Genomic DNA, 24,650 nt, shown 5'->3' on the forward strand with positions numbered 1-24,650 from the left:
TGAGGCTTGCCGGGCCATCATCCGCACCCGGCAACAAAAAACCCCAGCCGCAGACGGCTGGGGTTCGGATTTGGTGGAGCCAGGGAGGATCGAACTCCCGACCTCGTCATTGCGAACGACGCGCTCTCCCAGCTGAGCTATGGCCCCACGAGGGAATCGCGATTATACGGATGCCATCGCGCCCTGCCAACTCCCCGCCATGGCGGGTCCCAGCCCCCCACCGGAGATGGCGGGGACGCTCAAGATCCCGTCCAGGCTGGCGATATCGTGGTCGAGGACGTGCCACGCCCGCGGCGCCCTGCCCGGGATCTTCTGGCCTGCAGGGGGCGACATCATGACGTTCGGTGCGGGAATGCGTTCGGTCAGGGCGCGTGCTGCAGGAACAGGCCGACGACCTGGCGGAAGTGGTGGCGGTGTTCCGGATGCGGTGACGCCGGACGCCCGCCGGGCGCGCCGCCTCAGTCCTCCAGGAAAAGCGCGCCGACCGCCAGCGCGGTCTGGTATGGCTCCGGATCGTTGCGGTTGGTGAGCAGCACCACGGTAAGCCGCTGCGCGGGCCAGCGCACGATGACGTTGCGGAAGCCGATGGTTTCGCCGGAATGCCACAAGGTGTCGCCGGTGATGCGCCAGCCGAAGCCGTAGTGCGCATCAAAGCCCTCCCCGGTCACTTTCACGTGCGGCGCGAACGCATGCGCGCGCGAGGCGTCCGACAACAGGCGGTCGTCGTACAGCGCCGCATCCCAGCGCGCCAGATCGTCGATGCTCGAGTAGATGCCGCCATCGCCCAGCACCGCGCTGGTCGAGCTCTGGTCGGTGCGCTCCCAGCGGCCGTTGATTTCGCTGTGGCCGAACGCACGCTGCGGCACCTCCGGTCCCCCGGCCACATAGGCCAGGCTGCCGTCCATGCCCAGCGGCCGGAAGATCCGGCTGCGCAGGAAGTCTTGATAGGCCATGCCGGAGGCGCGTTCCACCACCAGCGCCAGCAGCGCATAGCCGCTGTTGCTGTAGCGGTAGGCGCTGCCCGGCGCGAAGTACAGGCGGTTTTCCTTCTCCAGCAGGGCCAATACGCCGGCGTCCCGGATCTGCCCGTCGTAAGGCTCCTGCATCAGGTCTTCGTAGTCCACCAGACCCGAGGTGTGGGCCAGCAGCTGGCGCAACGTGATCGCAGCGGCGGCGTCCGGCAGCGATGGCAACCATTTGCGCGCCGGGTCATCGATCGACAGGCTGCCGTCCTGCGCCAGCAGCAGGATCGCTGCGGCGGTGAACTGCTTGCTGACCGAGGCCAAACGGTAGGCGGTGGCGGGGCCGGCTTCGATGTCCCGCGCCAGATCGGCGCGGCCGTAACCGCGCGCCACCACGGCGGCACCGTCCTTCAGCACCAGCAGGGATGCGCCCGGCGCCTCGCCCTCGTAGCGTTGCATCAGCGTATCGATGGCGGCATCGCGGGTCGGGGGCGCGGTCACGGGCACGTCGTAATACCGGTCGGGGGAAGGTTCGGGGTCGAGGCGGAAATGCCACCACTCCTCGGGCAGGTTGACGAAGCCTTCGGCAGCCATCGCATCGCGCAGCCGGTGGCGGTTGGCGCGCTGGGCGGGACTGGCCTCGGGATTGTCGGTATTGGCAAGGGTGCCGAAGAAATCGAAGGCGGTGCCCATGTCCAGCGGCGTGCACGCGGCGCCCCGGGCATCGCATTGCAGCAGGGTCAGGTCGACGGTGCTGCCGCGGCTGTGGCCGGAGACCGGGGCGATGTAGACGCCGCGCAGCTGCGGCTTGTCGAGGTCCGGATAGAACTCGGCCTTGGTGCGGAGATCGGCGGGGTCGTCCATCCAGCGCACGAACTGCGCCACCGCGCGTGCCGGGCGATAGCAGTCGTACACGCGCAGGCGCTGGTGCCGCTTGCGCAGCGACGCCTCCACCCGCGCCAGCGCCTGCGCCGCCTCGGACTTGAGCCAGCAGCGCGGCGCCAGGTAGCCGTCGATGGGCACGCCGACGAAGTTGTGGCTGCCGGCGTAGCGGATCTCCTGCGACAGGTCCGGCACCAGCGTGCGGACGTCCACCAGGCCCGCCTCGTCCATGCTGCGCGCGGGCGACAGCACCGGCGGTTCGCCGGCATGCAGCGGGGCGACGCAGGCCAGCAGCGCCGCCAGCAGCAGCGCCCTACTCACAGCCGCGCTCCCGCACGAAGGCCAGGTCCTCGTAATCGGAGCTGAAATCGCCGTCCGGATTGAACTTGGCCATGCGCAGCCGGGCCTTGCCGCCCTCGCGGGAGAACGCCAGCCAGGCATTCTCGTCCACCGCCTCGTCGTCCCAGACCAGCAGATGGCGGCCGTCCAGGCGGCTGATTCGGCCGTGCATCTTCGGCGACTTGGCCGCGCGCCACTCCACGCCCTCGCCGACCGCGCAGATCCGCACTTCGCCGAACCACGGGTCGCGCCACACGCCCAGCCATTCGCGCAACTCCGCCACGGGGACGGGCTGGCGCCGGGCGATGTCAGGCAGGGCAGGCTTCGACGCCGCGGCCGGCGGCGGCGTGGCCAGCGCGTCGGCATAGCCTTCCACGCCCAGGGATTTTTCCGGCGCGGTGAACAGCTTCAGCAGCGCGGTGCCCAGCACCGTGCGCGCGCTGCCGCCATCGCCGTTGATCATGAACACGAAGCCGGCGCGGCGGTCCGGCAACAGCATCATCATCGAATACATGCCGCCCAGCGTGCCGGTGTGCGAGACCGTCCACTCGCCGTCCACGTCGGCCAGGCGGAAGCCATAGGCATAGGCGTAGTAATGGGTATCGTCCCACTGCCGCTTGAGGCGCGAGATCGGCATCGGCGTGCGCGCCTTCCACATCTCGGCGCGCTGCGCGTCGCCCAGCCACGCCTTCTGCGCGTCCGTAGGCGCCAGCCAGCTGTTGGCCCAGACCAGCATGTCGCCCAGCGTGCAGCGGATGCCGCCGGCGGGCGCGGAGGCAATCGCCGGGACGATGTCGGCATCGCCCCGGGTGCGCACGATCGCATCGCCATCGCGCCCGTGCGGCTGCGCCACGCTGCCGGCATCCTTCAGCGCGAACTCGCCGACGCGGCAGCCTTGCAGCCCCAGCGGGGCGAACAGCTCGCGCCGCACCAGCTCTTCGTAGGAAGCGCCGCCTGCCGCGGCAGCCACCTGCCCGGCCACCACGTACAGCAGGTTGTCGTAGGCATAGCCGGCGCGGAACCCGTAGGCCGGCTTGATGTGGCGCAGCCCGCGCACGATGTCGTCGCGGGTGAACAGGTTGGGCTCGGGCCACAGCATCAGGTCACCGCCGCCTTCAGGCAGGCCGCTGTTGTGCACCAGCAGGTCGCTGACCGTCATGTGCGCGGTCACCCACGGATCGTGCATGGCGAACGCCGGCAGGTGCTTCACCACCGGGTCGTCCCACTCCAGCTTGCCCTGCTGCACCAGTCGCGCCAGCACCGCCGCGGTCATCGCCTTGCTGTTGGAGGCGATCTTGAACAGGGTCTTCTCCGTCACCGGGTCGCCACTGCCATGCACGGTTTCGCCGTAGCCGCGGGCGAAGACCACCTTGCCGTCTTCGATCACGCCCACCGCGATGCCCGGCAGGCGGTAGCGGGCGACGACCTGGCGCACGGTGGCGTCGATCGCCTGCGGATCAGGTCCGGCAGGCGTTGCGGCAGATGCGGTGGCCGGCAGCAGCAGGGCCAGCAACAGGACAAGGGCGGGCTTCATGCGCTTCTCCATTCGTTCGCGGGGCGTTCGTCGGCGGTCATGGCATCGAAGTCCTGGCGCTTGCGGATCAGCGCGTAGCGTCCATCCTCCACCAGCACTTCCGCCGCCAGCGGGCGCGAGTTGTAGGTCGATGCCATCGACGCGCCATAGGCGCCCGCGCCGAGGATGGCGACCAGGTCGCCGGCCTCGCAGCGCGGCATGTCGCGCTGCCGGGCGAAGGTGTCGCCGGTTTCGCAGACCGGCCCGACCACGTCGTAGGCGACGCGCTCGCGGCCGGCCTCGCCACCGACCCGCACGATGTCGTGCCAGGCCTCGTACAGGCTGGGCCGCAGCAGGTCGTTCATGCCTGCGTCCAGCATCAGGAAGCGTCGCGCACGGCCCTGCTTTTCCAGCACCACGCGGGTCAGCAGCAGCCCGGCTTCGGCCATCAGCCAGCGGCCCGGCTCCACCAGGATGCGGCCGCCGAAACCGGCCAGCGCTTCGCGGATCGCGGCCGCGTACTCGGCCGCATCCGGCGCCACCTCGCCGTCGCGATAGCGCACGCCCAGGCCGCCACCGACATCGATACTGGCGATCACATGGCCGGCGGCATCGAGCTCCCGCCAGAACGCCGCCATCCGCTGCAGCGCCTCGCGCACCGGCTGCAGGCTGAGCAGCTGCGAGCCGATGTGCATGTGCAGGCCGTCCAGGCGCAGGTTCGGCCACTGCGCGGCGCCATCGAACCACGCCCGCGCCTCGTCCGTGGGCACGCCGAACTTGTTCTCCGCCTTGCCGGTGGAGATCTTGGCGTGGGTCAGCGCGTCCACGTCGGGGTTGATGCGCACCGAAGCGACCGCGACGCATCCGCGCGCGGCGGCGATGCGCTGGATCGCATCGAGCTCCGCGCGCGATTCCACGTTGAAGCGGCCGATGCCCGCCGCCAGCGCCACGTCGATCTCGGCGTCGGTCTTGCCGACCCCGGAAAACACGATGTCGGCCGCCGCGATGCCAGCACGCAACGCGCGCTCAAGCTCGCCACCGGAGACGATGTCCGCACCCGCGCCCTCCGCCGCCAGCAACCGCAGGATCGCGCCGTTGCCGTTGGCCTTGACCGCGTAGCGGATACCCGCGTCCAGCCCTTCCAGCGCCGCGCGCAAGGCCCGGATGCGCCCGCGGATGGCGGGCGCGGAATACACGTAGAGCGGCGTGCCCTCGCGTGCGGCCAGCGCGGCCAGGTCCACGCCCGCGAAGCTGCCCGTTGTCGCGTCCATCCGTCGTATTTCCGTCCCGATCTAAAAAAAAATGGCGGCCCGGCAAGGGCCGCCTCCAGGGGGAACCGCTAACTCATGCCGTTTTCCGAAGCGCGAATCAGAAGTTGTAGGTCACCACCAGGTTCGCGTAGCGCGGCGACTGCCAGGCGCGGGCCTGGCCGAAGTACGGCATCTTCACGCCCGGCGCGCCCTCGTAGCGGGAGTGCACGTTGATTTCGGTCTCGCTGTTCAACAGGTTGTAGACCGACAGCCGCGCCTTGAGGTCGACGCCTTCCACCGGCAGCGTCCAGGTGACGTTGGCACCGAGGTTGGTGACCCACGGCATCCGCCCGAACGCGCCCTTTTCCGTGTAGACCAGCTCGCGGTCGATGCTGGAGCAGTTGGCCACGCACAGCCAGCCGGAGCCGCCGCCCCTGCCTTCGCTGGGGCCACCCGCGCTGCGGTTGTCGTTGGGCCAGCGCACGCCGAAGGCGGTGATGGGCCCGCCCGAGCGCGCCGACAGCGTGGCGCCGAAGCTCCATACCTCGTTGAGCTTGAAGCTGCCGCGCAGCTTGATCTGGTGGCGGTAGTCGTTGAAGGTGACGCCGAAACGCTCGTTCACCGCCGGGTGGTCGTAGTACTGCACCAGGTTGGTGTCGGCATAGCCGGTATCCGAGTTGACCGGGCCTTCCATGTTGCCTTCCGACTTCGACCACAGGTACGAGGCGTTGAACGCCCAGCGGTCGTCCCAGGCGCGATCGACCTGGAACTCCACCGCCTTGTAGGTGCGGCGCGGCCTCTTGTAGCCCATCACGATGTTGCTGCCCAAGGTGATGTAGCCGTCCTTGGAACTGTCGAACGTCACCCAGTCGTTGGTCGTGGGGCACCACAGGGTGTTGGTTTCGCCCGGATTGATGATCGGCCAGTCGATGATGCCGGGGCAGCCTTCCACGTGGTTGATCTTGGCGTCTTCCACCGTGCGGGTCATCCTGCGGTAGGTCGCATTGATGCCATAGGACCACTCGCGGTTGATCGACTGCTGGAAACCGAGGATGAACTCGTCCTGGAACACCTGCTTCAGGTCGCGCGCCACTGCGGTGCGCATGTCCGAGGGCGCCGGCACGTTGCCTTCGGTATTGACCGGCCCGATCTGTGCACCGACGATCGGCGACAGATAAGGCGTCCCGCTGACCGGGTTCACCTTGGTTTCCCAGCCGTTGAACACGTAATAGGTGGCTTCGTCGGTGGTGCCGCCGCCGAAGTAGTCGGTCAGCTTGTTGGTCAGCGGCAGGTAGTAGCGGCCGGCGTTGCCGAACAGCTTGGTGCTGCCGTCGCCCTTCATGTCCCAGCTGAAACCGAGCCGCGGCGACACCATGTCGCTGAAACCGGCTTCCGCGAAGGTCGCCCCGGAGGCCAGGGTGTTCTTGAAATTGTCGAAACGCACGCCGAGGTTGAGCAGCAGGTTGTCGGTGACGTTCCAGTTGTCCTCGATGTAGAACGCCTGCGCCTTGGTCGAGACCGGTGCGCCGGTGATGTAGTAGCGCGTTTCGACGATCGCCTGGACCCCGGCCGGCACGATCGCGCCGTTGGCCAGCTGCGCGCCAGCGCCCAGCCCCTGGATCGAATAGCTGCGTCCGTCGCCCGGATAGACCACCGAGCTTTCCGAATCCATCTTCTCGTGGTCCATGCCGAAGCGCAGCAGATGGCTGCCCAGCGTCCACTCGAAGTCGATCCGCGCCGCCTGGCGCTCGTCCTGGCGCCCGCTGATGCTGGTGTTGTCGGCGTGGCAGCCCACCCGCGTATCCGGGCGGCCGAACTTGCTGACGTAGTTGCCGGCCAGGCTGACGATGCTGCACAGCGAATCGGTGGGGCTGGCGCCGGTGGAACTGCGCTGGTTGATGCCGTACATCGCCTTGGCGACGAAGTTGTCGCCGAAATGGCCGGTGTAGGTCAGCGACCAGTTGTCGCCACCGGAGCCGTCGGTGCTCTCGCCGCCCGCCGGCCCGAGGTATTCGGCATCCCAATCGTAGCCATGGGTGGTGGTGGTGGATTCCGCCTTGTCGGAGAACGCCAGGAACTCCAGCAGGTGGTTGTCGGTGATGTGCCAGTCCAGCTTGCCGCCCCAGAACCCGTTGTCGCCGCGGGTGATCCACGCCGCGTTGGTGTCGATGTCCTTGGAATTGCTGTCGCGCTGCTCGTACATCGCGAAGAAGAACAGCCGGTCCTTCACGATCGGGCCGGAGGCCCACAGGTTGGTCTTGAAGAAGGCGCTGTCGTCGCGGCTGGTGCGGTCGCGACCGACCAGCTTGCCGTCGTCGTAGTACTGGTCGGAAGGCGACGTGACCCACGCTGCCGGCTCCAGCGTGACCTCCACGCCGGCCTTGAACTCGTTGCCGCCGGAGCGGGTGACGGCGTTGATGACGCCGCCGGTGCTGCGGCCGAACTCGGCCGAGTAGCCGCCGGTCTTGACCTGGAACTCCTGGTAGAACGAGAACGGTACCGACGAGAAGCCCTGCCGGCGGTACGGGTCGGTGACGTTGAGACCGTTGATGTAGACCACGTTCTCGGCCACCGACGAGCCGCCGAAGCTCAGGCCGCCGAAGCCGGCCGCGGATGCCTGCACGCCCGGCGCGATCAGCGCCACAGCTCCCAGGCTCTGGTCGACCGGCAGTCGGGTCAGTTCTTCGCGGCTGATATTGGTTGCGCTCTCGGTCGAATAGACATCCACCCGGTTGACCACGCGGTCGCCGACCACGGTGACCGCGTCGAGGTTGGCGATGCCGCCTTCGCTGGCAAGGTTGACCGTAGCGGTGCCGCCCAGCGGCACGTTCACGGTCAGCTGCTGCCCCACCGGCGCGCCGCCGCGGAGCAGCAGCAGGGTGTAGTCGCCCACCGGCAGCTGGGCCAGGCGGTAGGTGCCGTCACTGCCCACGGTGACCGTGCGGGTGGCGCCGGTGGCGGCATTCACCAGGGTCACCTGGTCGCCAGCGCTGGCGCGGCCCGCAACGGCGCCGGTGGCGCTCTGCGCGAAGACCGGCGAAGCCGCGAGCGACGTGAGGCACAGGCCCATGGCGATATTGAGTAAGGACTTGCGCAACTTGCGGGTGCTGCTCATAACCTCTCCCCGGTCGATGATTGAGATTGTTCCGGTTGCCGCGGCGCGCGGGATTCCCGCCCCTCGTCCGCCATCGGCAGCGACTGTCTTGGCTGTGTAACACGCAGGGAAAATATGGTCAATAATTTATTCTTGACGTATAACATTCTCGAATCACATATTCCGCAGTGCACAATCCGCAACATCGCCCGCCGCGGCCTTCCATCCGGCGGCGGACACCCTTTGAAGGAGCCGGAATGACACCCACGCGATCCCCGCAACCCCGCCTGCCGGTCCTGCGCACGCTGGCGCTGGCGCTGGCATTGGCGGCCATGCCGGGCATGGCACGCACACCGCAGGCCAACCCGCTGCCGACGCCTGCGCACGGCGTGATCGGCGTGGCGGACGCCCAGCTCAGCCCGGATTTCTGGATCGCCCGCACCCAGGCGCCGGAGGCGCCGCTGATGGCGCGCGCCGCCATCGAGGCCCGCAACGCCCGCCTGCTGCGGGAAGACCCGTCGATGCACGAGCTGGCCGCGTTGCCGGCGACGCTGGCGCGCGCCCAGGTGGCCGGCTGGATCACCGCCCTGGCCTCGCCGCCGACGCGGCCACTGTGGGACGAAGCCGGCAGGCCGGTGGCGAAGGCCGTGCTGGATGCCCTGGCGGCCAACCGCGCACTCGAGGCCATTCCGGCCAGCCAGCCCACCCGCTTCGGCATGGCCGTGAAACGCACCGCGATGCGCACCTTCCCGACCGAGCTGCGGACCTTCAGCGCGAAGGGTGAAACCGACATCGACCGCTTCCAGGAAAGCGCGCTGTTCCCGGGCGATCCGGTGGTGGTCGCGCATGCCAGCCGCGACGGCAGGTGGCTGTTCGTGGTCAGCCCGCGCTACGCCGCCTGGGTGGAAGCCGGCGCGATCGCCGCGGGCAGCCGCGATGCCGTGCTGGGCTACGGCCAGCGCACGCCCTACCGGATCATCACCGGGGCCAAGCCACGCACCGTGTTCACCCGCGAGGAGCCGCGCCTGTCGGAGCTGCAGCTGGACATGGGCACCCGCGTGCCGCTGGCGCGGCTGGCGCCCGACCAGCCGGTCAACGGCCAGCACCCCTACAGCGCGTGGACGCTGGAGCTGCCGGTGCGCAACGCCGACGGCAGCCTGGCGTTCGCGCCGGCGCTGCTGCCGCGCATCGAGGACAGCCGCGCCGACTACCTGCCGCTGACCCGCGCCAACCTGATCCGGCAGGCGTTCAAGTTCCTCGGCGAACGCTACGGCTGGGGCCATGCCTACAACGCGCGCGATTGCAGCGGCTTCGTCTCCGAGGTCTACCGCAGCATGGGCGTGCAGCTGCCGCGCAACACCAGTGCGCAGGCGGTCAGCCCGGTGTTCGCGCGCACCAGTTTCGCAGCGGACGCAACCCGCGGCACGCGCATGGCCGCGGTCGGGGCGTTGGAGGTGGGCGACCTGATCTACATCCCCGGCCACGTGATGATGTACATCGGCGACATCGACGGCATGCCCTACGTGATCCACGACACCAACGGCGGCACCGTGCTCGGCGCGGACGGCCAGCCGCATTCGCTGCGCCTCAACGGGGTTTCGGTCACCCCGCTGCTGCCGCTGCGCTTCGGCAAGGACCACGACTACGTCGACCGCATCACCCACATCGTCCGGGTGGCCGCCGCCCAATGAAGGCTCACGCATGAAAATCACCGACATCCGCTTCGGCATGCTGCGCGTGCCGCTGAAGACCCCGTTCAAGACCGCGCTGCGCACCGTCGAGCAGGTCGAGGACGTGGTGGTCATGGTGCATACCGACAGCGGCCACGTGGGCTACGGCAGCGCACCGGCCACCGCGGTCATCACCGGCGATACCCACGGCTCGATCGTCGAGGCGATCCGCTACTACATCGCGCCGCGCCTGATCGGTCAGGAAATCGCAAATCTCAACCACCTCACCAACCTGGTGCAGGGCGCGATGGAGAAGAACACCAGCGCCAAGGCCGCGGTGGAGATCGCGCTCTACGACCTGTGGGGCCAGCTCTATCGCGCGCCGCTGTACCAGCTGCTGGGCGGCGGCGACCCGGCCATCACCACCGACATCACCATCAGCGTGGACTACATCGACAAGATGGTGGCGGACTCGCTGGCGGCGGTAGAGCGCGGCTTCGAGTCGCTGAAAATCAAGGTGGGCAAGGACATCGGGCTGGACATCGAGCGCACCAAGGCGATCCATGCCGCGGTGGAGGGCCGCGCGCTGCTGCGCCTGGACGCCAACCAGGGCTGGACCGCCAAGCAGGCGGTGTACGCGCTGCAGACGCTGGAGGACGCCGGGGTCAAGCTCGAGCTGGTCGAACAGCCGGTCAAGGCGCACGACCTGGCCGGACTGCGGTACGTGACCGAGCGCGTGCACACCCCGGTGATGGCCGACGAAAGCGTGTTCGGCCCGCGCGAGGTGGTGGAGTTGATCCGCATGCGCGCCGCCGACATCGTCAACATCAAGCTGATGAAGACCGGCGGCATCTCCAACGCGGTCAAGATCGCCGACATTTGCAGCCTGTACGGCATCGACTGCATGATCGGCTGCATGCTGGAATCCAGCATCGGCGTGGCCGCCGCGGTGCACTTGGCGGTGGCCAAGTCCGACGTGATCAGCAAGGTGGACCTGGACGGGCCGTCGCTGTGCCGGTTCGACCCGGTGCAGAGCGGCGTGGTGTTCAACGAATCGGAGATCAGCGTGACCGACGCGCCGGGCCTCGGCATCCGCCACATCGAGGGCCTCGCGCCCGCGCACGAACTGGCGGCCTGAGGGATGCCGGTGGGGACGGCGCTGGTCAAGATCCGCTCCGAGCGCGACCGCATGTCGGCGATCGAGCGGCGCATCGCCGACTTCATCGTCGAGAACGCCCAGCTGATGCGCGACTACTCCTCGCAGCAGCTGGCCAACGCGCTGGGCATCAGCCAGTCCAGCGTGGTGAAGTTCTGCCAGAAGCTGGGGTTCAAGGGCTATCCGGACCTCAAGCTTGCGATCAGCGAGGCGGTGATCCGCGCCGACAGCAACGGCAGCGCGTTGCCGCAGCCGCAGGACGCCTCCAACGCCGCCGCGCAGGGCTACGGCCTGTGGCTGCGGAAATCCGAAGCCGAGGAAGCCACCCGCCTCATCAATCCCCCGGGCACCCTGACCGCGGTGGCCGAAGCGATCGGGCGCGCCAGCACGGTGTTCATCATCGGCCTGGGCGAAGACGACCTGCACGCGCGCACGCTGGCGCTGCGGCTGGCCCAGCTCGGCATCCTCACCGTGCACAATTTCGACGCCGCGCACATGACCGCCAGCCTGTCCGCCGCCAAGCCCGACGACGTGCTGCTGGCGTTCTCCGAGCACGGCCAGCAGCCCGCCCTTGGCCAGCTGGCGCGGCACATGCGCAGCCAGCGCGGCAAGGTGGTCACCATCACTCGCCACAGCGCCAACGCGCTGCGCGCGCAGGCCGACCTCGCGATGCTGGTGTCCGCCCACGACGAGCGCCCGCATATCGAACCCCTGCTCTACCATTCCGCGCTGCAGCACCTGCTCGACCGGCTGTTCATCCGCCTCTACGAAGCCGACGGCGCGCGCCGCGCCCGCCTGCGGGAGACGCTGGGGCGCATCCAGCCGCTGCTGGAACCGTGATGGCCGTGGCGCGTCCGCGGCGGGCGATACCGTCATTCCCGCGCCTCCGGAAACCAGCCTCCAAACCCCGCTACGATTCACCCATTTGCCGGACCTTCCGACGATGCCGATACGCCGCACCGCCACCGCCCTGCTCGCCCTGCTCGCCCTCTCACTTGCCGCCTGCGCCCATCGCAGCGGACTGCCTTCCGCGGATGCCCGGCACTGGGCGGATGCGCAGCAGATGGTGCTGGTCACCGCCGCGGACTGGGACGCCAGCGGCGGCGAGTTGCGCCGCTTCGATCGCAGCGGCGACGGCTGGAGGCAGGTCGGCGAGGCGGTACCGGTCACGCTGGGCCGCAACGGCAGCGGCTGGGGCCTGGGCCTCAACCCACAGCGCGGCGACGGCCCGGTCAAGCGCGAAGGCGACGGCAAGGCGCCGGCCGGCGTGTTCGCCATCGGCACCGCGTTCGGCTACGCCGACCAGGCGACGACCGGCTTGCGCTACCAGGCGATGACCACCAACGACTGGTGCATCGACGTGCCGGCGTCGAACTACTACAACAAGATCATCGACCGCAGCACGGTCAAGGCGCCCTACCTCGACCAGTCCAGCGAGCCGATGCGCCGCGACCTGCACGCCGATGGCGACCAGCGTTATCGCGAAGGCTTTGTGATCGAGCACAACCAAAGCGGCACGGCGCGCCAGGGCGGCAGCTGCATCTTCGCCCACCTGTGGAAGGCACCGGGCGAAACCACCGCCGGCTGCACCGCGATGGCACCGGACAGCATGGACGCGCTGCTGGCGTGGCTGGACGCGCGCCGCAAGCCGGTGTTCGTGCTGCTGCCGAAGGCGCAGTACGCCGCGCTGAAGCGGGACTGGAAGCTGCCGGAAATCACCGCATCGGAGGGCAGCCCGTGAGCCAGACCGCGCGCGTGCTCACCGGCCTCGTCGCCGGCATCGTCCTCGGCATCCTGCTGGCGTGGCAGGCACCGGAAACCGGGCTACGGATCGCCGCCGTGGTCGAGCCGTTCGGCAAGCTGTGGCTCAATGCCCTGCAGATGACCGTGGTGCCGCTGGTGTTCGCGCTGGTGGTGGTGGGCATCAACCAGGCCAGCGACGCCGCGCATTCCGGGCGGGTTGCACGGCAGGCGATCGTGTCGTTCGTGATCCTGCTGACCGCCGCCGCGGCGATGACCGCCGTGCTGGCACCGCTGGCGCTGTCGATGCTGCAACCGGATCCCGCCGTGGCCGCCGCCCTGCGCGGCCACGCGGAGGACATCGCCACGCCGTCCGGCGGCTGGGCCGATGCGCTTGTCGCCCTCGTCCCCAGCAACGCCTTCGCCGCCGCCGCGGCCTCGGCGATGTTGCCGCTGGTGACCTTCGCGCTGTTCTTCGGCTTTGCCCTGACCCGCATCGACGCCGCCCCGCGCGCGCAGGTGGTCGGCTTCCTCAAGGCGATCAGCGACGCGATGATCGTGATCGTGCACTGGGTGCTGTGGGCCGCGCCGGTGGGCATCTTCGCGCTGGTGCTGGCGCTGACCGCGCGCGCCGGCCTCGGCATGCTGCAGGCGCTGGGCATCTACATCCTGCTGGAGTGCGCGCTGTACGTGTTGGCGGTGGCGCTGCTGATCGCGGTGGCGGTCACCGTGGGCAAGCGCCGCTTCCGCCATTTCGTGGCGGGGCTGGTGCCGGTGCAGGCGGTGGCGGCCAGCACGCAGTCCTCGCTGGCGACGCTGCCGGCGATGCTGGACAGCGCGCAGAACCGGCTCGGCATCCCCGCCCGCGTGTCCGGACTGGTACTGCCGATGGCGGTGTCGCTGTTTCGCATCACCTCGCCAATCCAGTACCTCGCCACCGCCTGCTTCATCGCCTGGGCGCTGGGCGTCACGCTCACCCCGGCCCAGCTCGCCACCGGCGTCGCGCTGTCGGTGCTGGTCAGCATGGGCTCGGTGGGCCTGCCCGGCCAGGCGATCTTCCTCGCCACCAACCTGCCGGTCACTTCCGCGATGGGCCTGCCGATCGCCCCGCTGCCGGTGCTGATGGCGGTGGATGCGATCCCCGACGTGCTGGCCACGGTCGGCAACGTCACCGGCGACATGACCGCGACGGCGGTGGTGGCGGCGCGCAGCGGAGAGCCGGAGTCGACCGTTCCATCCGCAACCACCGCTTGACAGCCCTCGCTGCAGTGCAGCAGAGTCGACCCATGTCCTTCCGCATGACCACCACCACGACCATTACCACCGGTACCACGCCGGTGCGGTCGGTCATGCCTGGATAAGACACCATCCCAGACAACGGCCCCCGCAGCGATGAGGCGGGGCGCGAATCCCGACTCCACGCGACGCAGGGCTTCCACCGGAGGCTCCATGGAATCGTCGCAGTCCGCTCCCCCCAAACCCGTCTGTCGCGCGCACAAGTTCGGCGGCAGCTCGCTGGCCGATGCCAGCCGCATCCGGCACGTCGCCGGCCTGCTGCTGGCCGACGACGCGCCGCGCCAGGTCGCGGTGTCCTCGGCCATGCACGGCACCACCAATGCACTGGTCGCGCTGGGTGCAGCGGCCACCGCCGGCGACGAATGGAAGCCTGCACTGGAAGCGCTGCGCCAGCGCCATCGCGAGGCGGCGTGCGCGCTGCTGGCGCAGCCCGACGCCCTGCTGGCCCGGATCGACGCACTGTGCGGCGAGCTGGCCGACCTCCTGCAGGCCGCCTCGCTGCTGCGCCAGCCGGGGCGCACCGCGATCGAGCGCATCCACGGCATGGGCGAACTGCTCTCGACCGCGCTGCTGCATGCGCACCTGCGCGAGCGCGGCGGCGACTACGCCCTGCTCGACGCGCGCGAGGTACTGGTGGTGCGCCATACCGACCTCGGCGCGGTGGTCGACTGGGATGCCAGCGCGGCGCTGCTGGCCGACTGGCGCGCGCGCCACCCACAGTCGCGTGTCAACGTGACCGGCTATGTCGCCCGCGACGAACACGGCCTGCCCACCACGCTGGGCCGCAACGGCAGCGACTATTCCGCGGCGATCTTCGCCAGCCTGTTCAACGCCGACGAGCTGCACATCTGGAGCGATGTCGATGGCGTGCTTTCGGCCGATCCGCGGATCGTGCCGGAAGCGGTGCCGCTGACCGCGATGAGCTATCGCGAGGCCTGCGAGCTGGCCTACTTCGGCGCCAAAGTCATCCACCCGCAGACGATGACGCCGGCCATCGCGCGCGGCCTGCCGATCCTGATGCGCAACACCTTCCGTCCCGATTTCCCCGGCACCCGCATCGACGCCGATGGCGACCGCAGCGCCGCCGGCCCGGTGAAGGGACTCACCCTGGGCGGCGACCTGGCGCTGGTGTGCCTGGAAGGCGCGGGCCTGATCGGCGTGCCCGGTACCGCCGAGCGCGTGTTCGCGGCGCTGCATGCCGCGCACATCTCGGTGGTGATGATCTCGCAGGGCAGTTCCGAGCATTCGATCTGCTGCGTCGTCCACCAGCGGGAAGCGGCAGCCGCGCGCGATGCGCTGCGCGAGGCGTTCGCCCGCGAACTGGCCGGGGCACAGGTGCAGGGCGTGACGATGCTGGCCGGCGTCAGCGTGCTCGCCGCGGTGGGCGACGGCATGGCCGGCACGCCGGGCGTGGCGGCGCGCATGTTCGAGGCGCTGGCACGCGCCCGGGTCAATATCCGCGCGATCGCCCAGGGCGCGTCCGAGCGCAACATCTCGGTGGCGATCGATTCCGCCGACGCCGCGCGCGCGCTGCGCGCCGTGCACGCCGCGTTCTGGCTGTCGCCGCAGACCATGGCCCTGGCGGTGATCGGCCCCGGCAAGGTCGGCAGCGCCCTGCTCGACCAGTTGCAGGCGGCGCTGCCGAGGCTGCGCGAACGGCACAACATCGACCTGCGCCTGCGCGCGCTGGCCAGCCGCAACTCGCTGTGGCTGTGCGATCACGGCGACGAAGCTGACTGGCGCGCGCGGATGCAGGCCGCGCCGTCCGCGGATGGCCTCGACCTGCTGGCCACGCACCTGCTGGACGCACACCTGCCCCACGCCGTGATCATCGACTGCAGTGCCAGCGACGCCGTCGCGCAGCGCTACCCCGGCTGGCTGGCCGCCGGCATCCACGTCATCACCCCGAACAAGCAGGCCGGCGCCGGGCCGCTGGAACGCTACGAAGCGATCCGGGAAGCACAGACGAAAAGCGGCGCGCGCTTCCGCTACGAGGCCACGGTCGGCGCCGGGCTGCCGGTGATCTCCACCCTGCGCGATCTGCTGGACACCGGCGACGAACTGCTGGCCATCGAGGGCATCTTCTCCGGCACGCTGGCCTGGCTGTTCAACATGTTCGACGGCAGCAAGCCCTTCTCCACGCTGGTACGCGAGGCGCATGCGCTGGGGTATACCGAACCAGATCCCCGCGACGACCTGTCGGGTACCGACGTGGCCCGCAAGCTCGTGATCCTGGCGCGCGAATCCGGCATGCCGCTGTCACTGGCCGACGTGCAGGTGGAAAGCCTGGTGCCGGAAGCCCTGCGCGGCGCCGACCGCGACGCCTTCATGGCCGGGCTGGAAACGCTGGACGCGCCGATGCGGGCCCGGCTGGACGCCGCCCACGCCAAGGGCTGCGTGCTTCGATATGTCGCCCGATTGGAGCGTAATGGCCAGGCATCCGTTGCGCTGCGCGAACTTCCCGCCGACCATGCCTTCGCCCACCTGCGCCTGACGGACAACTGCGTGTCGTTCACCACCCGCCGCTACTGCGACAACCCGCTGGTCGTGCAAGGCCCCGGCGCCGGGCCGGAAGTCACCGCCGCCGGCGTGTTCTCCGACCTGCTGCGGCTGGCCGCAGCGCTGGGAGCCAGGCTGTGAGCGCCGTGCGATACGAGGCGCGGGCGTTCGCACCGGGCTCGGTCGGCAACGTCGGCGTCGGCTTCGACGTACTCGGCCACAGCATCGCCGGCATCGGCGATGTCGCCACCGTGCGCCGCATCGAGGCGCCGACGGTGCGGATCAGTGCCATCCGCGGCGCCGTCACCGACCTGCCGCTGGAGGCCGCGCGCAATACCGCCGGGATGGCGCTGATCGCCCTGCGCGAGTCGCTGGCGCTGCCGTTCGGCTTCGAGATCGAGATCGACAAGGGCATCCCGCTGGGCTCCGGGCTGGGCGGCTCGGCTGCATCCTGCGTGGCCGCGCTGGTGGCGGCGAACGCGCTGTTGGAGGCGCCGCTGTCGTCGCACGCCCTGTATCCGCATGCGCTGGCCGGCGAAGCCGTCGCCAGCGGCGGCCGCCACGGCGACAACGTCGGACCGATGCTGCTCGGCGGGCTGGTGCTGGCCACCGCCGACCGGCTGACCAAGGTCGAAGTGCCGGCCAGCTGGCACGCGGCGGTGGTGCATCCGCACGCCGTGCTGGAAACCCGCCGTGCGCGCGAAGCGCTGGCCGGAGCCTATGCGCTGAAGGAATTCGTGGCGCAAAGCGCGAACCTGGCGCAGGTGCTGCTGGGCTGCGAGCGTGGCGACGCGTCGCTGGTGCGCGCGGGCCTTGCGGACGTGCTGGTGGAACCGCGCCGCGCGCCGCTGATCGCGGGTTTCGCGGCAGTGAAGCAGGCCGCACTGGATGCCGATGCCATGGGCGCCAGCATTTCCGGTGCGGGGCCCAGCGTGTTCGCCTGGTGCGAAGATGAAAACACCGCACGGCGCGCGGGCGTCGCGATGACGGCTGCATTCGCCGCCGCCGGCATCGACAGCGACCTGCACCTCACCGCCATCGCCGGACCGGCCGCACGGGTGCTGGCATGAACGCATACAGCACACGCGGCCGCGCGCCGGCGGTTTCGATCGCGGATGCCATCGCAGCCGGCCTCGCGCCGGATGGCGGCCTGTACATGCCCGCAACATGGCCGTCGTTCACTGCCGCTCAGTTCGAAGGCGCGGACACGCTGGCCGACGTCGCCACCCGATTCCTCGCCCCGTTCTTCACCGGCGGCGCGCTGGAATCCGCCCTGCCCCGCATCTGCGGCGACGCGTTCGCCATCGAGCCGCCGCTGGCGGATTTCGGCGGACCCGGCGACTTCCTGCTGGAGCTGTTCCACGGGCCCACCGCCGCGTTCAAGGACTACGGGGCGGCCTTCCTCGCCGGCTGCCTGGCGGCGCTGCCGCGCGGTAACAAGCCGCTCACCATTGTCGTGGCCACCTCCGGCGACACCGGCGCAGCGGTGGCCGCCGCCTTCGACGGTCGGCCCGGGTTCCGCGTCGCCATCCTCTATCCCGATGGCCGCGTCTCGCCTCGGCAGGCGCACCAGCTGGGCTGCTTCGGCGACAACATCAGCGCGTTCCGCGTGGACGGCAGCTTCGACGACTGCCAGCGCCTCGCCAAGACCCTGCTTGCCGATGCCGCCTACCGCGCCGAAGTGCCGCTGGGTTCGGCCAACAGCATCAGCCTCGGCCGGCTGCTGCCGCAGGCGGCCTATTACGCGCATACCGCCCTGCGGCACTGGCGCACCACCGGTCGCACGCTGAACTTCGTGGTGCCCACCGGCAACCTCGGCAATGCGCTGGCCTGCCTGCTGGCGAAGCGCATGGGCCTGCCCATCGGCGAAGTGGTACTGGCCAGCAATGCCAATACCGTGCTGCCGGACTTCTTCGCCGGCGGCGACTACGCACCACGGCCCAGCATCGCCACGCTGGCCAACGCGATGGATGTGGGTGCGCCCAGCAACTTCGAGCGCCTGCAATCCCTGTATCCCGACAACGCGGAACTGCGCGCCACCCTGCGCGCCGAAGCGGTCAGCGATGCGGAGATCCGTGCCGCTATCGTGCGCACCCGCAAAGAACGCGGCCACGTGGTCTGCCCGCACACCGCCTGCGCCGCCGACGTGCTGGACCGTCTGCGCGCAAGCGGCGTGGCCGGCGACTGGGCCGCGGTCGCCACCGCCCATCCGGCCAAATTCCCGGAAGTGGTGGAACCACTGCTGGGCGAAACCATCGCGCCGCCGCCGGCGCTGGCGGCGATGCTGGCGCGGACAAGCCACGCGCAGGCGCTGGCCAACGATGCGGACCTGCTGAAGAAACGCCTGCAAAACGCCTGAACAAAATCGGCATTTAGAACAACTCATTCGGACGAATCAACATATTTGCCGGCGGACTGGCGAATTCCGCTGTGATTGCGATAATGGCCGGTCAAGGCCCCGTAGCTCAGCTGGATAGAGCGTCCCCCTCCTAAGGGGAAGGTCGCCCGTTCGAATCGGGCCGGGGTCGCCAGCAGGGAAGGAACCGGGGAAAGGCGTGCGAAACGAGTGGGGATTTCCCGCCGCTGCGCGTCTTTTCATTCGTTTCCCACCCCCGCGCCTGTTTCCCGCTTTTCCTATCGGAGTCCCGCCATGTCCCATCCCGTCCTCACCGCACTCGGCCTGAACGCCGTCGAATCCGGCACCTATCTCGGCAACGGCGAGTGGTCGAAGACCAGCGACGCCGGCGTGATCGAGCCGGTCAACCCGAGCAACGGCGAGGTGCTGGGCCGCGTGCATGCGTCCTCGCAGGCCGACTACGACCTGATCGTCGAGCGCGCGCAGGCCGCCTACAAGGTGTGGCGCACCACCCCGGCGCCCCGCCGCGGCGAGGCGATCCGCCTGTGCGCCGACGCGCTGCGCACGCACAAGGACGCGCTGGGTTCGCTGGTCGCGCTGGAAATGGGCAAGTCGAAGCCGGAAGGCGACGGCGAAGTGCAGGAGATGATCGACATCGGCGAGTTCGCCGTGGGCCTGTCGCGCCAGCTGTACGGCCTGACCATGCACAGCGAACGCCCCGGCCACCGCATGTACGAGCAGTGGCATCCGATCGGCCTGGTGGGGATCATCAGCGCGTTCAACTTCCCGGTGGCGGTGTGGGCGTGGAACAGCTTCGTCGCGGCCGTCTGCGGCGACATCTGCATCTGGAAGCCCTCGCCCAAGACCCCGCTGTCGGCCATCGCGTCGATGAAGATCTGCAACGAGGCGCTGCGCAAGGGCGGCTTCCCCGACATCTTCTTCCTGTTCAACGACGCCGGCAGCGACCTGGCCCAGGCATTCGTGGACGACAAGCGCATCCCGCTGATCAGCTTCACCGGCAGCACCAAGGTCGGCCGCATGGTCGGCGAGCGCTGCGCGCGCCGCATGGGCCGCAGCCTGCTGGAACTGGGCGGCAACAACGCGATCATCGTCGATGAAACCGCCGACCTGAAGCTTGCGATCCCGGCCATCGCGTTCGGCGCGGTCGGCACCGCCGGCCAGCGCTGCACCACCACCCGCCGGCTGATCGTGCACGAATCCATCTACGCCGACGTGCTGGCCAAGCTGGTCACCGCCTACAAGCAGGTGGAGAAGAAGATCGGCGATCCCACCGACCCGGCCAACCTGATGGGCCCGCTCAACAGCAAGGACGCGGTGGACGCCTACCTCGACGCCATCGCCAAGGCCAAGGCCGCCGGCGGCAAGGTGGAAACCGGCGGCGCGGCGATCGACCGCCCGGGCAACTTCGTGCTGCCCACGATCATCACCGGCCTGAGCAACGACGCCGAGATCGTCCAGCACGAGACCTTCGCGCCGATCCTGTACGTGATGCAGTACAAGGAGCTGGACGAGGCGATCGAGATGCAGAACGCCGTGCCGCAGGGCCTGAGCTCGTCGATCTTCACCACCAACCTCAAGCGCGCCGAGGCGTTCCTGTCGGCGGCCGGCAGCGACTGCGGCATCGCCAACGTCAACATCGGCACCAGCGGCGCCGAGATCGGTGGCGCGTTCGGTGGCGAGAAGGAGACCGGCGGCGGCCGCGAGTCCGGCAGCGACGCGTGGAAGGCCTACATGCGCCGGCAAACGAATACCATCAACTACTCCGACGCGCTGCCGCTGGCCCAGGGCATCAAGTTCGACCTCTGAGGAACGCCGATGAACGCACCCATGCGCCAAACCAGCACGCTCGCCGTGGTGAGCCTCGTCTTCGGCATCCTCGGCTGGACCCTGCTGCCGTTCCTCGGCAGTCTGGTCGCGGTGGTGTGCGGCCACATGGCGCGCGGCGAGATCCGCCGTGCGCAGGGCGCGCTGGAGGGCGACGGCATGGCCGTCGCCGGGCTGGTGCTCGGCTACCTGGTTGTCGGGCTGAGCGTGCTGGCGGTGCTGGCGGCCATCCTGTTCTTCGGCGGGCTGGCCGCGCTGATCGGCCTGGCCGGCATGAACGGATCGTTCTGACCGGCCGCGCGTGTACGGACTCGCCCGCCCGCTCCTGTTCGCCTTCGACGCCGAGCGCGCGCATGGCCTCGGGCTGGCGTCGCTGGAAGCGGCCTACCGCTGCGGCCTGTCGCCGCTGGTAGCTACGCCGCCGCGGCCACTGCCGACCAAAGCGCTGGGGCTGACCTTCCCCAACCCGGTGGGCCTGGCCGCCGGGTTGGACAAGAACGGCGCCCACGTCGACGCATTGCTGTCGCTGGGCTTCGGTTTCGTCGAGGTCGGCACGGTCACTCCGCTGCCGCAGCCGGGCAACCCGCGCCCCCGCATGTTCCGCCTGCCCCAGCAGCAGGCGGTCATCAACCGCCTGGGCTTCAACAACCTCGGCGTGGACGTGCTGGTGCGCAACGTCGAACGCGCCAAGCGCAGGAACGGGCTGCTGGGCATCAACATCGGCAAGAACAAGGACACCCCGAACGAGGACGCAGTGGCCGACTACATGGTCTGCCTGCGCCGGGTGTATCCGCTGGCCGACTACGTGACGGTCAACATCTCCTCGCCCAATACCGCCGGCCTGCGCGAACTGCAGGAAGAACAGGCCCTGCGCAAGCTGGTCGGCACCCTGCGCGAAGAACAGGAAAAACTGGCCGCGCGCCACGGCAAGCGGGTGCCGCTGCTGGTGAAGATCGCGCCCGACCTGTCGGAGAACGATATCGATGCCGCCGCCCGCGTGCTGGGGGATCTGGCGGTGGACGGCGTGATCGCCACCAACACCACGATCTCGCGCGAAGGGGTCGAGGGCGCGCGCCATGCGCAGCAGGCCGGCGGCCTGTCCGGCGCGCCGCTGATGGGCCAGGCCACCACCGTGCTGCGCATGCTGCGCACGCGCCTGCCCGACACCATCCCGCTGGTCGGCGTGGGCGGCATCCTGCACGGCGCCGACGCGGCCACCAAGCAGGCCGCCGGCGCGTTGCTGGTGCAGACCTACACCGGCCTGGTCTACCGCGGCCCGGCGCTGATCGCGGAATGCGTGGATGCGCTGCGCCGGCGCAAGGAAGCCCCCAGCCGCGGCACCCTGCCGCCGGAATGAACGTGGCCCGCGGCTCCGGCTATCGCATCGCCGAAAACGCCCGGCTGGACGCGCGCAACACCTTCGGCGTGCGTGCCGTGGCGCCGATGCTGGTGGAGGCCACCGACACCGCCGCGCTGCCGGAACTGTTCGGCTACGCCATGCTGCGCGAGTCCTCCACGCTGGTATTGGGCGGGGGCAGCAACCTGCTGTTCGCCGGCGATCCGCCGGGCGCGGTGCTGGCGCTGGAGACGCGCCGCATCGATCTGGTCGAGGACCAGGGCGACGCCGCCATCGTCCGCGCCGAGGCCGGCGTGGGCTGGCACGACTGCGTGCTGTGGACGCTGGGTCACGGCCTGGCCGGACTGGAAAACCTGGCGCTGATCCCCGGCACGGTTGGCGCCGCGCCGATCCAGAACATCGGCGCCTACGGCGTGGAGGTGTGCGAGCACGTGCACGCGGTGGAAGCCTTCGACCGCGACAGCGGCGGATTCGTGCGGCTGGCCGCGGCCGACTGCGCCTTCGCCTACCGCGATTCGCTGTTCAAGCACGTCCCCCACCGCTACGTGGTGAGCGCGGTGGAGTTCGCGCTGCCGCGCACGTTCCAGCCGCGGCTGGGCTACGCCGGCATCGAGGACGAACTGCGGGCGATGGGCGTGGACGGCGCCCCGCGCGCCGCGCAGGTGGCCGAGGCGGTGATCCGCATCCGCCGCCGCAAGCTGCCCGATCCGGCCGTGGTCGGCAATGCCGGCAGCTTCTTCAAGAATCCGATCGTGCCGGCCGTGCAGGCCGAGGCGCTGCTGGCGGCGCATCCGGCGCTGCCGGTGTTCCGCGCCGCCGACGCCGGCTTGCGCAAGCTCTCCGCCGCCTGGCTGATCGACCAGTGCGGCTGGAAGGGCCACCGCGACGGCGACGCCGGCGTGTCCGCGACCCATGCGCTGGTGCTGGTCAACCACGGCGCCGCCACCGGCGTGCAGCTGCTGGCGCTTGCGCGCAGGATCGCCCAGTCCGTGCAGGCCCGCTTCGGCGTGGCCATCGAGCCGGAGCCACGCATCATCGGGGCAAGCTGGTGACGGCACCGCGCAGCGCCCACGCGCGTGCCGCCCTGCTGATGCTGGGCAGCACGCTGGGCTTCGGCCTGATGGCGATCTTCATCCGGCTGGCCTCGAAGACCATCCCGACCTGGGAAGTGGCGTTCTTCCGCAACGCTTTCGGTTTCCTCACCCTGCTGCCGATGCTGGTGCTGCCGGCCATGCGCCAGCCGCGGCCGGCGGCGGCCTTCGCCGCCAGCGTGCGCACCGACCAGCTGCCGCGCTACGTGGTGCGCACCGCAATCGGCATCGCCAGCATGTTCTGCGGGTTCTGGGCGATCGCCCACCTGCCGCTGGCACAGGCGATCTCGCTGGCCTATTCCTCGCCGATCTTCGTCACCATCGCCGCCATCCTGATGCTGGGCGAACGCGTGCGCGCACGCCGCTGGACCGCGGTGGCGCTGGGTTTCCTCGGCGTGCTGGTGATCGTGCGGCCGTGGTCGCATGCGTTCAGCCTGGGCTCGCTGGTGGCGGTGGCCGCGGCGGTGCTGAGCGCGCTGGTGGCGATCCAGATCAAGCAGCTCTCGCAGGTGGACAAGGCCGACACCATCGTGTTCTGGACCTATGCGCTGTGGGTGCCGATGTCGCTGCTGCCGGCGCTGTTCGTATGGGTCTGGCCCAGCGGCAGCACCTGGCTGTGGCTGCTGGCCACCGGCCTGATGGGCACGGTGGGCCAGTTGCTGTGGACGCGCGCGCTGAAGCTGGGCGATGTTTCCGCGCTCACGCCGATCAGTTTCACCCAGCTGCCGGTGGTCACCTTCGCCGGCTGGGTGCTGTTCGACGAAGCGGTGGATGCCGCCACCCTGCTGGGGGCCGGCATCATCCTCGGCTCCACCTTCTATATCGCCCACCGCGAAGCCAAGCTGGCGCGCCAGCAGCGCAGCAACGCGCCCAGCGAAGCGGTCGAGCCCGGCAACTAGTCGACCGTGCATTCCGGCACGGGTGGCCGCCCGCGCCCGGTGCTATTCCTGCAGGGTCTTCCTGTCGGATGAACCACGATGCGCCCTGCCCTGCTGCTCCTGCTCGTCGCGCTGGCCGTGCCGGCCGCCGCCCAGACCCCGCCGACCCCTGCCGCGCCCCCCGCCCAGCCGGTGAACTTCGCCGTGCCCACCGCGGCGGCGCAGGACGTGGCCAGCATCGATGCCATCATCAGGACGCTGTACGAGGTGATCTCCGGCCCGGCCGGCCAGGCGCGGGACTGGAACCGGTTGCGCTCGCTGTTCGTGCCCGAGGCCAAGATGATGCCGGTCGGCGTGCGCGCCGATGAGAGTGCCGGCCTGCGCATGCTGCGGGTCAACGACTACGTTGCCCTGTCCGGTCCGCTGCTGGTGGAACGGGGCTTCCGCGAAACCGAGCTGGCGCGCCGCACCGAGCAGTTCGGCCACATCGCCCACGTGTTCAGCACCTACGAGGGCAAGGTCGAGGGCGGCGCGGCGCCGATGCGCGGCATCAACAGCATCCAGCTGATGCATGACGGCCAGCGCTGGTGGATCGTGTCGCTGATGTGGGAGGCGGAGAACCCGAAGCTGGCGCTGCCCGCGCAGTACCTGCCCGCCCGCAGCTAGGTGTGATCTCTCAGTAGGTTGTTCATCCGGGGCATCTCTGGAAGATGGGGGTTACG

18 protein-coding genes, 2 tRNA genes and 1 pseudogene are annotated in these 24,650 nt (G+C 69.7%); 15 read left to right on the plus strand and 6 right to left on the minus strand.

What is annotated here, in order from left to right; translation table 11 throughout:
* Window positions 1-71: 71 nt before the first annotated feature.
* From SPK54_RS09365 to SPK54_RS09390, 6 genes and pseudogenes are all read right to left on the minus strand, one after another.
* A tRNA-Ala gene (locus SPK54_RS09365) sits at window positions 72-147 on the minus strand.
* Window positions 148-458: 311 nt separating this feature from the next.
* Complete coding sequence (locus SPK54_RS09370) at window positions 459-1,469, minus strand: serine hydrolase domain-containing protein (protein ID WP_330947653.1); 1,011 nt, start codon at window positions 1,467-1,469, stop codon at window positions 459-461.
* Between the two features lie 3 nt (window positions 1,470-1,472).
* A pseudogene (locus SPK54_RS09375) lies at window positions 1,473-2,075 on the minus strand (M15 family metallopeptidase); the annotation flags it as partial.
* A gap of 82 nt (window positions 2,076-2,157) precedes the next feature.
* On the minus strand, window positions 2,158-3,717 hold the full coding sequence (locus SPK54_RS09380) for a serine hydrolase (protein ID WP_330947636.1): 1,560 nt from the start codon (window positions 3,715-3,717) through the stop codon (window positions 2,158-2,160).
* Complete coding sequence (gene lysA, locus SPK54_RS09385) at window positions 3,714-4,967, minus strand: diaminopimelate decarboxylase (protein WP_330947637.1); 1,254 nt, start codon at window positions 4,965-4,967, stop codon at window positions 3,714-3,716. The genes SPK54_RS09380 and lysA overlap by 4 nt, the downstream gene beginning before the upstream one ends.
* Window positions 4,968-5,064: 97 nt before the next feature.
* Complete coding sequence (locus SPK54_RS09390) at window positions 5,065-8,061, minus strand: TonB-dependent receptor (RefSeq protein ID WP_330947638.1); 2,997 nt, start codon at window positions 8,059-8,061, stop codon at window positions 5,065-5,067.
* A gap of 236 nt (window positions 8,062-8,297) precedes the next feature.
* Here SPK54_RS09390 and SPK54_RS09395 point away from each other — a divergent pair, with 236 nt between their 5' ends.
* The 15 genes from SPK54_RS09395 to SPK54_RS09465 all read left to right on the plus strand — a co-directional run bounded on the left by SPK54_RS09395 (window position 8,298) and on the right by SPK54_RS09465 (window position 24,594).
* The gene (locus tag SPK54_RS09395; RefSeq protein ID WP_330947639.1) at window positions 8,298-9,731 is read left to right on the plus strand and encodes an SH3 domain-containing protein; all 1,434 of its coding nucleotides are present in this window, start codon (window positions 8,298-8,300) and stop codon (window positions 9,729-9,731) included.
* Window positions 9,732-9,741: 10 nt separating this feature from the next.
* Window positions 9,742-10,848, plus strand: coding sequence for a dipeptide epimerase (locus SPK54_RS09400; RefSeq protein ID WP_330947640.1), 1,107 nt, complete (start codon window positions 9,742-9,744; stop codon window positions 10,846-10,848).
* 3 nt (window positions 10,849-10,851) lie between these two features.
* A complete protein-coding gene (locus tag SPK54_RS09405) occupies window positions 10,852-11,706 on the plus strand; it encodes a MurR/RpiR family transcriptional regulator (RefSeq protein ID WP_330947641.1) in 855 nt (284 codons plus the stop codon).
* 103 nt (window positions 11,707-11,809) lie between these two features.
* Window positions 11,810-12,607, plus strand: coding sequence for a hypothetical protein (locus SPK54_RS09410; protein WP_330947642.1), 798 nt, complete (start codon window positions 11,810-11,812; stop codon window positions 12,605-12,607).
* Window positions 12,604-13,860 (plus strand): dicarboxylate/amino acid:cation symporter, encoded by a 1,257-nt coding sequence (locus SPK54_RS09415; protein ID WP_330947643.1) that lies wholly within the window; start codon window positions 12,604-12,606, stop codon window positions 13,858-13,860. Before SPK54_RS09410 ends, SPK54_RS09415 begins: the two co-directional genes overlap by 4 nt.
* 195 nt (window positions 13,861-14,055) lie before the next feature.
* Window positions 14,056-16,542: a bifunctional aspartate kinase/homoserine dehydrogenase I gene (thrA, locus tag SPK54_RS09420; RefSeq protein WP_330947644.1), complete on the plus strand. Its 2,487-nt coding sequence runs from the start codon at window positions 14,056-14,058 to the stop codon at window positions 16,540-16,542.
* 5 nt (window positions 16,543-16,547) lie between these two features.
* A complete protein-coding gene (locus SPK54_RS09425; RefSeq protein WP_330947654.1) occupies window positions 16,548-17,471 on the plus strand; it encodes a homoserine kinase in 924 nt (307 codons plus the stop codon).
* Complete coding sequence (thrC, locus tag SPK54_RS09430; RefSeq protein ID WP_330947645.1) at window positions 17,468-18,760, plus strand: threonine synthase; 1,293 nt, start codon at window positions 17,468-17,470, stop codon at window positions 18,758-18,760. Before SPK54_RS09425 ends, thrC begins: the two co-directional genes overlap by 4 nt.
* A gap of 95 nt (window positions 18,761-18,855) precedes the next feature.
* Window positions 18,856-18,932: transfer RNA gene (locus tag SPK54_RS09435), tRNA-Arg, on the plus strand.
* Window positions 18,933-19,051: 119 nt separating this feature from the next.
* Entirely contained in the window at window positions 19,052-20,584 is a 1,533-nt protein-coding gene (locus SPK54_RS09440) for an aldehyde dehydrogenase family protein (RefSeq protein WP_330947646.1), read from the plus strand.
* 9 nt (window positions 20,585-20,593) lie between these two features.
* The gene (locus SPK54_RS09445; RefSeq protein WP_330947647.1) at window positions 20,594-20,893 is read left to right on the plus strand and encodes a DUF4190 domain-containing protein; all 300 of its coding nucleotides are present in this window, start codon (window positions 20,594-20,596) and stop codon (window positions 20,891-20,893) included.
* 10 nt (window positions 20,894-20,903) lie between these two features.
* Window positions 20,904-21,959: a quinone-dependent dihydroorotate dehydrogenase gene (locus tag SPK54_RS09450; RefSeq protein ID WP_330947648.1), complete on the plus strand. Its 1,056-nt coding sequence runs from the start codon at window positions 20,904-20,906 to the stop codon at window positions 21,957-21,959.
* Window positions 21,956-23,011, plus strand: coding sequence for a UDP-N-acetylmuramate dehydrogenase (gene murB / locus SPK54_RS09455; RefSeq protein WP_330947649.1), 1,056 nt, complete (start codon window positions 21,956-21,958; stop codon window positions 23,009-23,011). Before SPK54_RS09450 ends, murB begins: the two co-directional genes overlap by 4 nt.
* A gap of 38 nt (window positions 23,012-23,049) precedes the next feature.
* On the plus strand, window positions 23,050-23,949 hold the full coding sequence (locus SPK54_RS09460) for a DMT family transporter (protein WP_330947655.1): 900 nt from the start codon (window positions 23,050-23,052) through the stop codon (window positions 23,947-23,949).
* 78 nt (window positions 23,950-24,027) lie between these two features.
* Window positions 24,028-24,594, plus strand: coding sequence for a hypothetical protein (locus SPK54_RS09465; protein ID WP_330947650.1), 567 nt, complete (start codon window positions 24,028-24,030; stop codon window positions 24,592-24,594).
* Window positions 24,595-24,650: the final 56 nt, after the last annotated feature.

The sequence above is a fragment of the Thermomonas sp. LB-4 genome (assembly GCF_036409385.1).
In the GTDB taxonomy this organism is placed as follows: domain Bacteria; phylum Pseudomonadota; class Gammaproteobacteria; order Xanthomonadales; family Xanthomonadaceae; genus Thermomonas.

Coding starts and splice junctions, on each gene's coding strand:
- SPK54_RS09465 (WP_330947650.1), top strand. CDS start 24,028: ATGCGCCCTGCCCTGCTGCTCCTGCTCGTCGCGCTGGCCGTGCCGGCC.
- SPK54_RS09390 (WP_330947638.1), bottom strand. CDS start 8,061: ATGAGCAGCACCCGCAAGTTGCGCAAGTCCTTACTCAATATCGCCATG.
- SPK54_RS09405 (WP_330947641.1), top strand. CDS start 10,852: ATGCCGGTGGGGACGGCGCTGGTCAAGATCCGCTCCGAGCGCGACCGC.
- SPK54_RS09380 (WP_330947636.1), bottom strand. CDS start 3,717: ATGAAGCCCGCCCTTGTCCTGTTGCTGGCCCTGCTGCTGCCGGCCACC.
- lysA (WP_330947637.1), bottom strand. CDS start 4,967: ATGGACGCGACAACGGGCAGCTTCGCGGGCGTGGACCTGGCCGCGCTG.
- thrA (WP_330947644.1), top strand. CDS start 14,056: ATGGAATCGTCGCAGTCCGCTCCCCCCAAACCCGTCTGTCGCGCGCAC.
- SPK54_RS09395 (WP_330947639.1), top strand. CDS start 8,298: ATGACACCCACGCGATCCCCGCAACCCCGCCTGCCGGTCCTGCGCACG.
- thrC (WP_330947645.1), top strand. CDS start 17,468: ATGAACGCATACAGCACACGCGGCCGCGCGCCGGCGGTTTCGATCGCG.
- SPK54_RS09400 (WP_330947640.1), top strand. CDS start 9,742: ATGAAAATCACCGACATCCGCTTCGGCATGCTGCGCGTGCCGCTGAAG.
- SPK54_RS09445 (WP_330947647.1), top strand. CDS start 20,594: ATGAACGCACCCATGCGCCAAACCAGCACGCTCGCCGTGGTGAGCCTC.
- SPK54_RS09460 (WP_330947655.1), top strand. CDS start 23,050: ATGCTGGGCAGCACGCTGGGCTTCGGCCTGATGGCGATCTTCATCCGG.
- SPK54_RS09410 (WP_330947642.1), top strand. CDS start 11,810: ATGCCGATACGCCGCACCGCCACCGCCCTGCTCGCCCTGCTCGCCCTC.
- SPK54_RS09440 (WP_330947646.1), top strand. CDS start 19,052: ATGTCCCATCCCGTCCTCACCGCACTCGGCCTGAACGCCGTCGAATCC.
- murB (WP_330947649.1), top strand. CDS start 21,956: ATGAACGTGGCCCGCGGCTCCGGCTATCGCATCGCCGAAAACGCCCGG.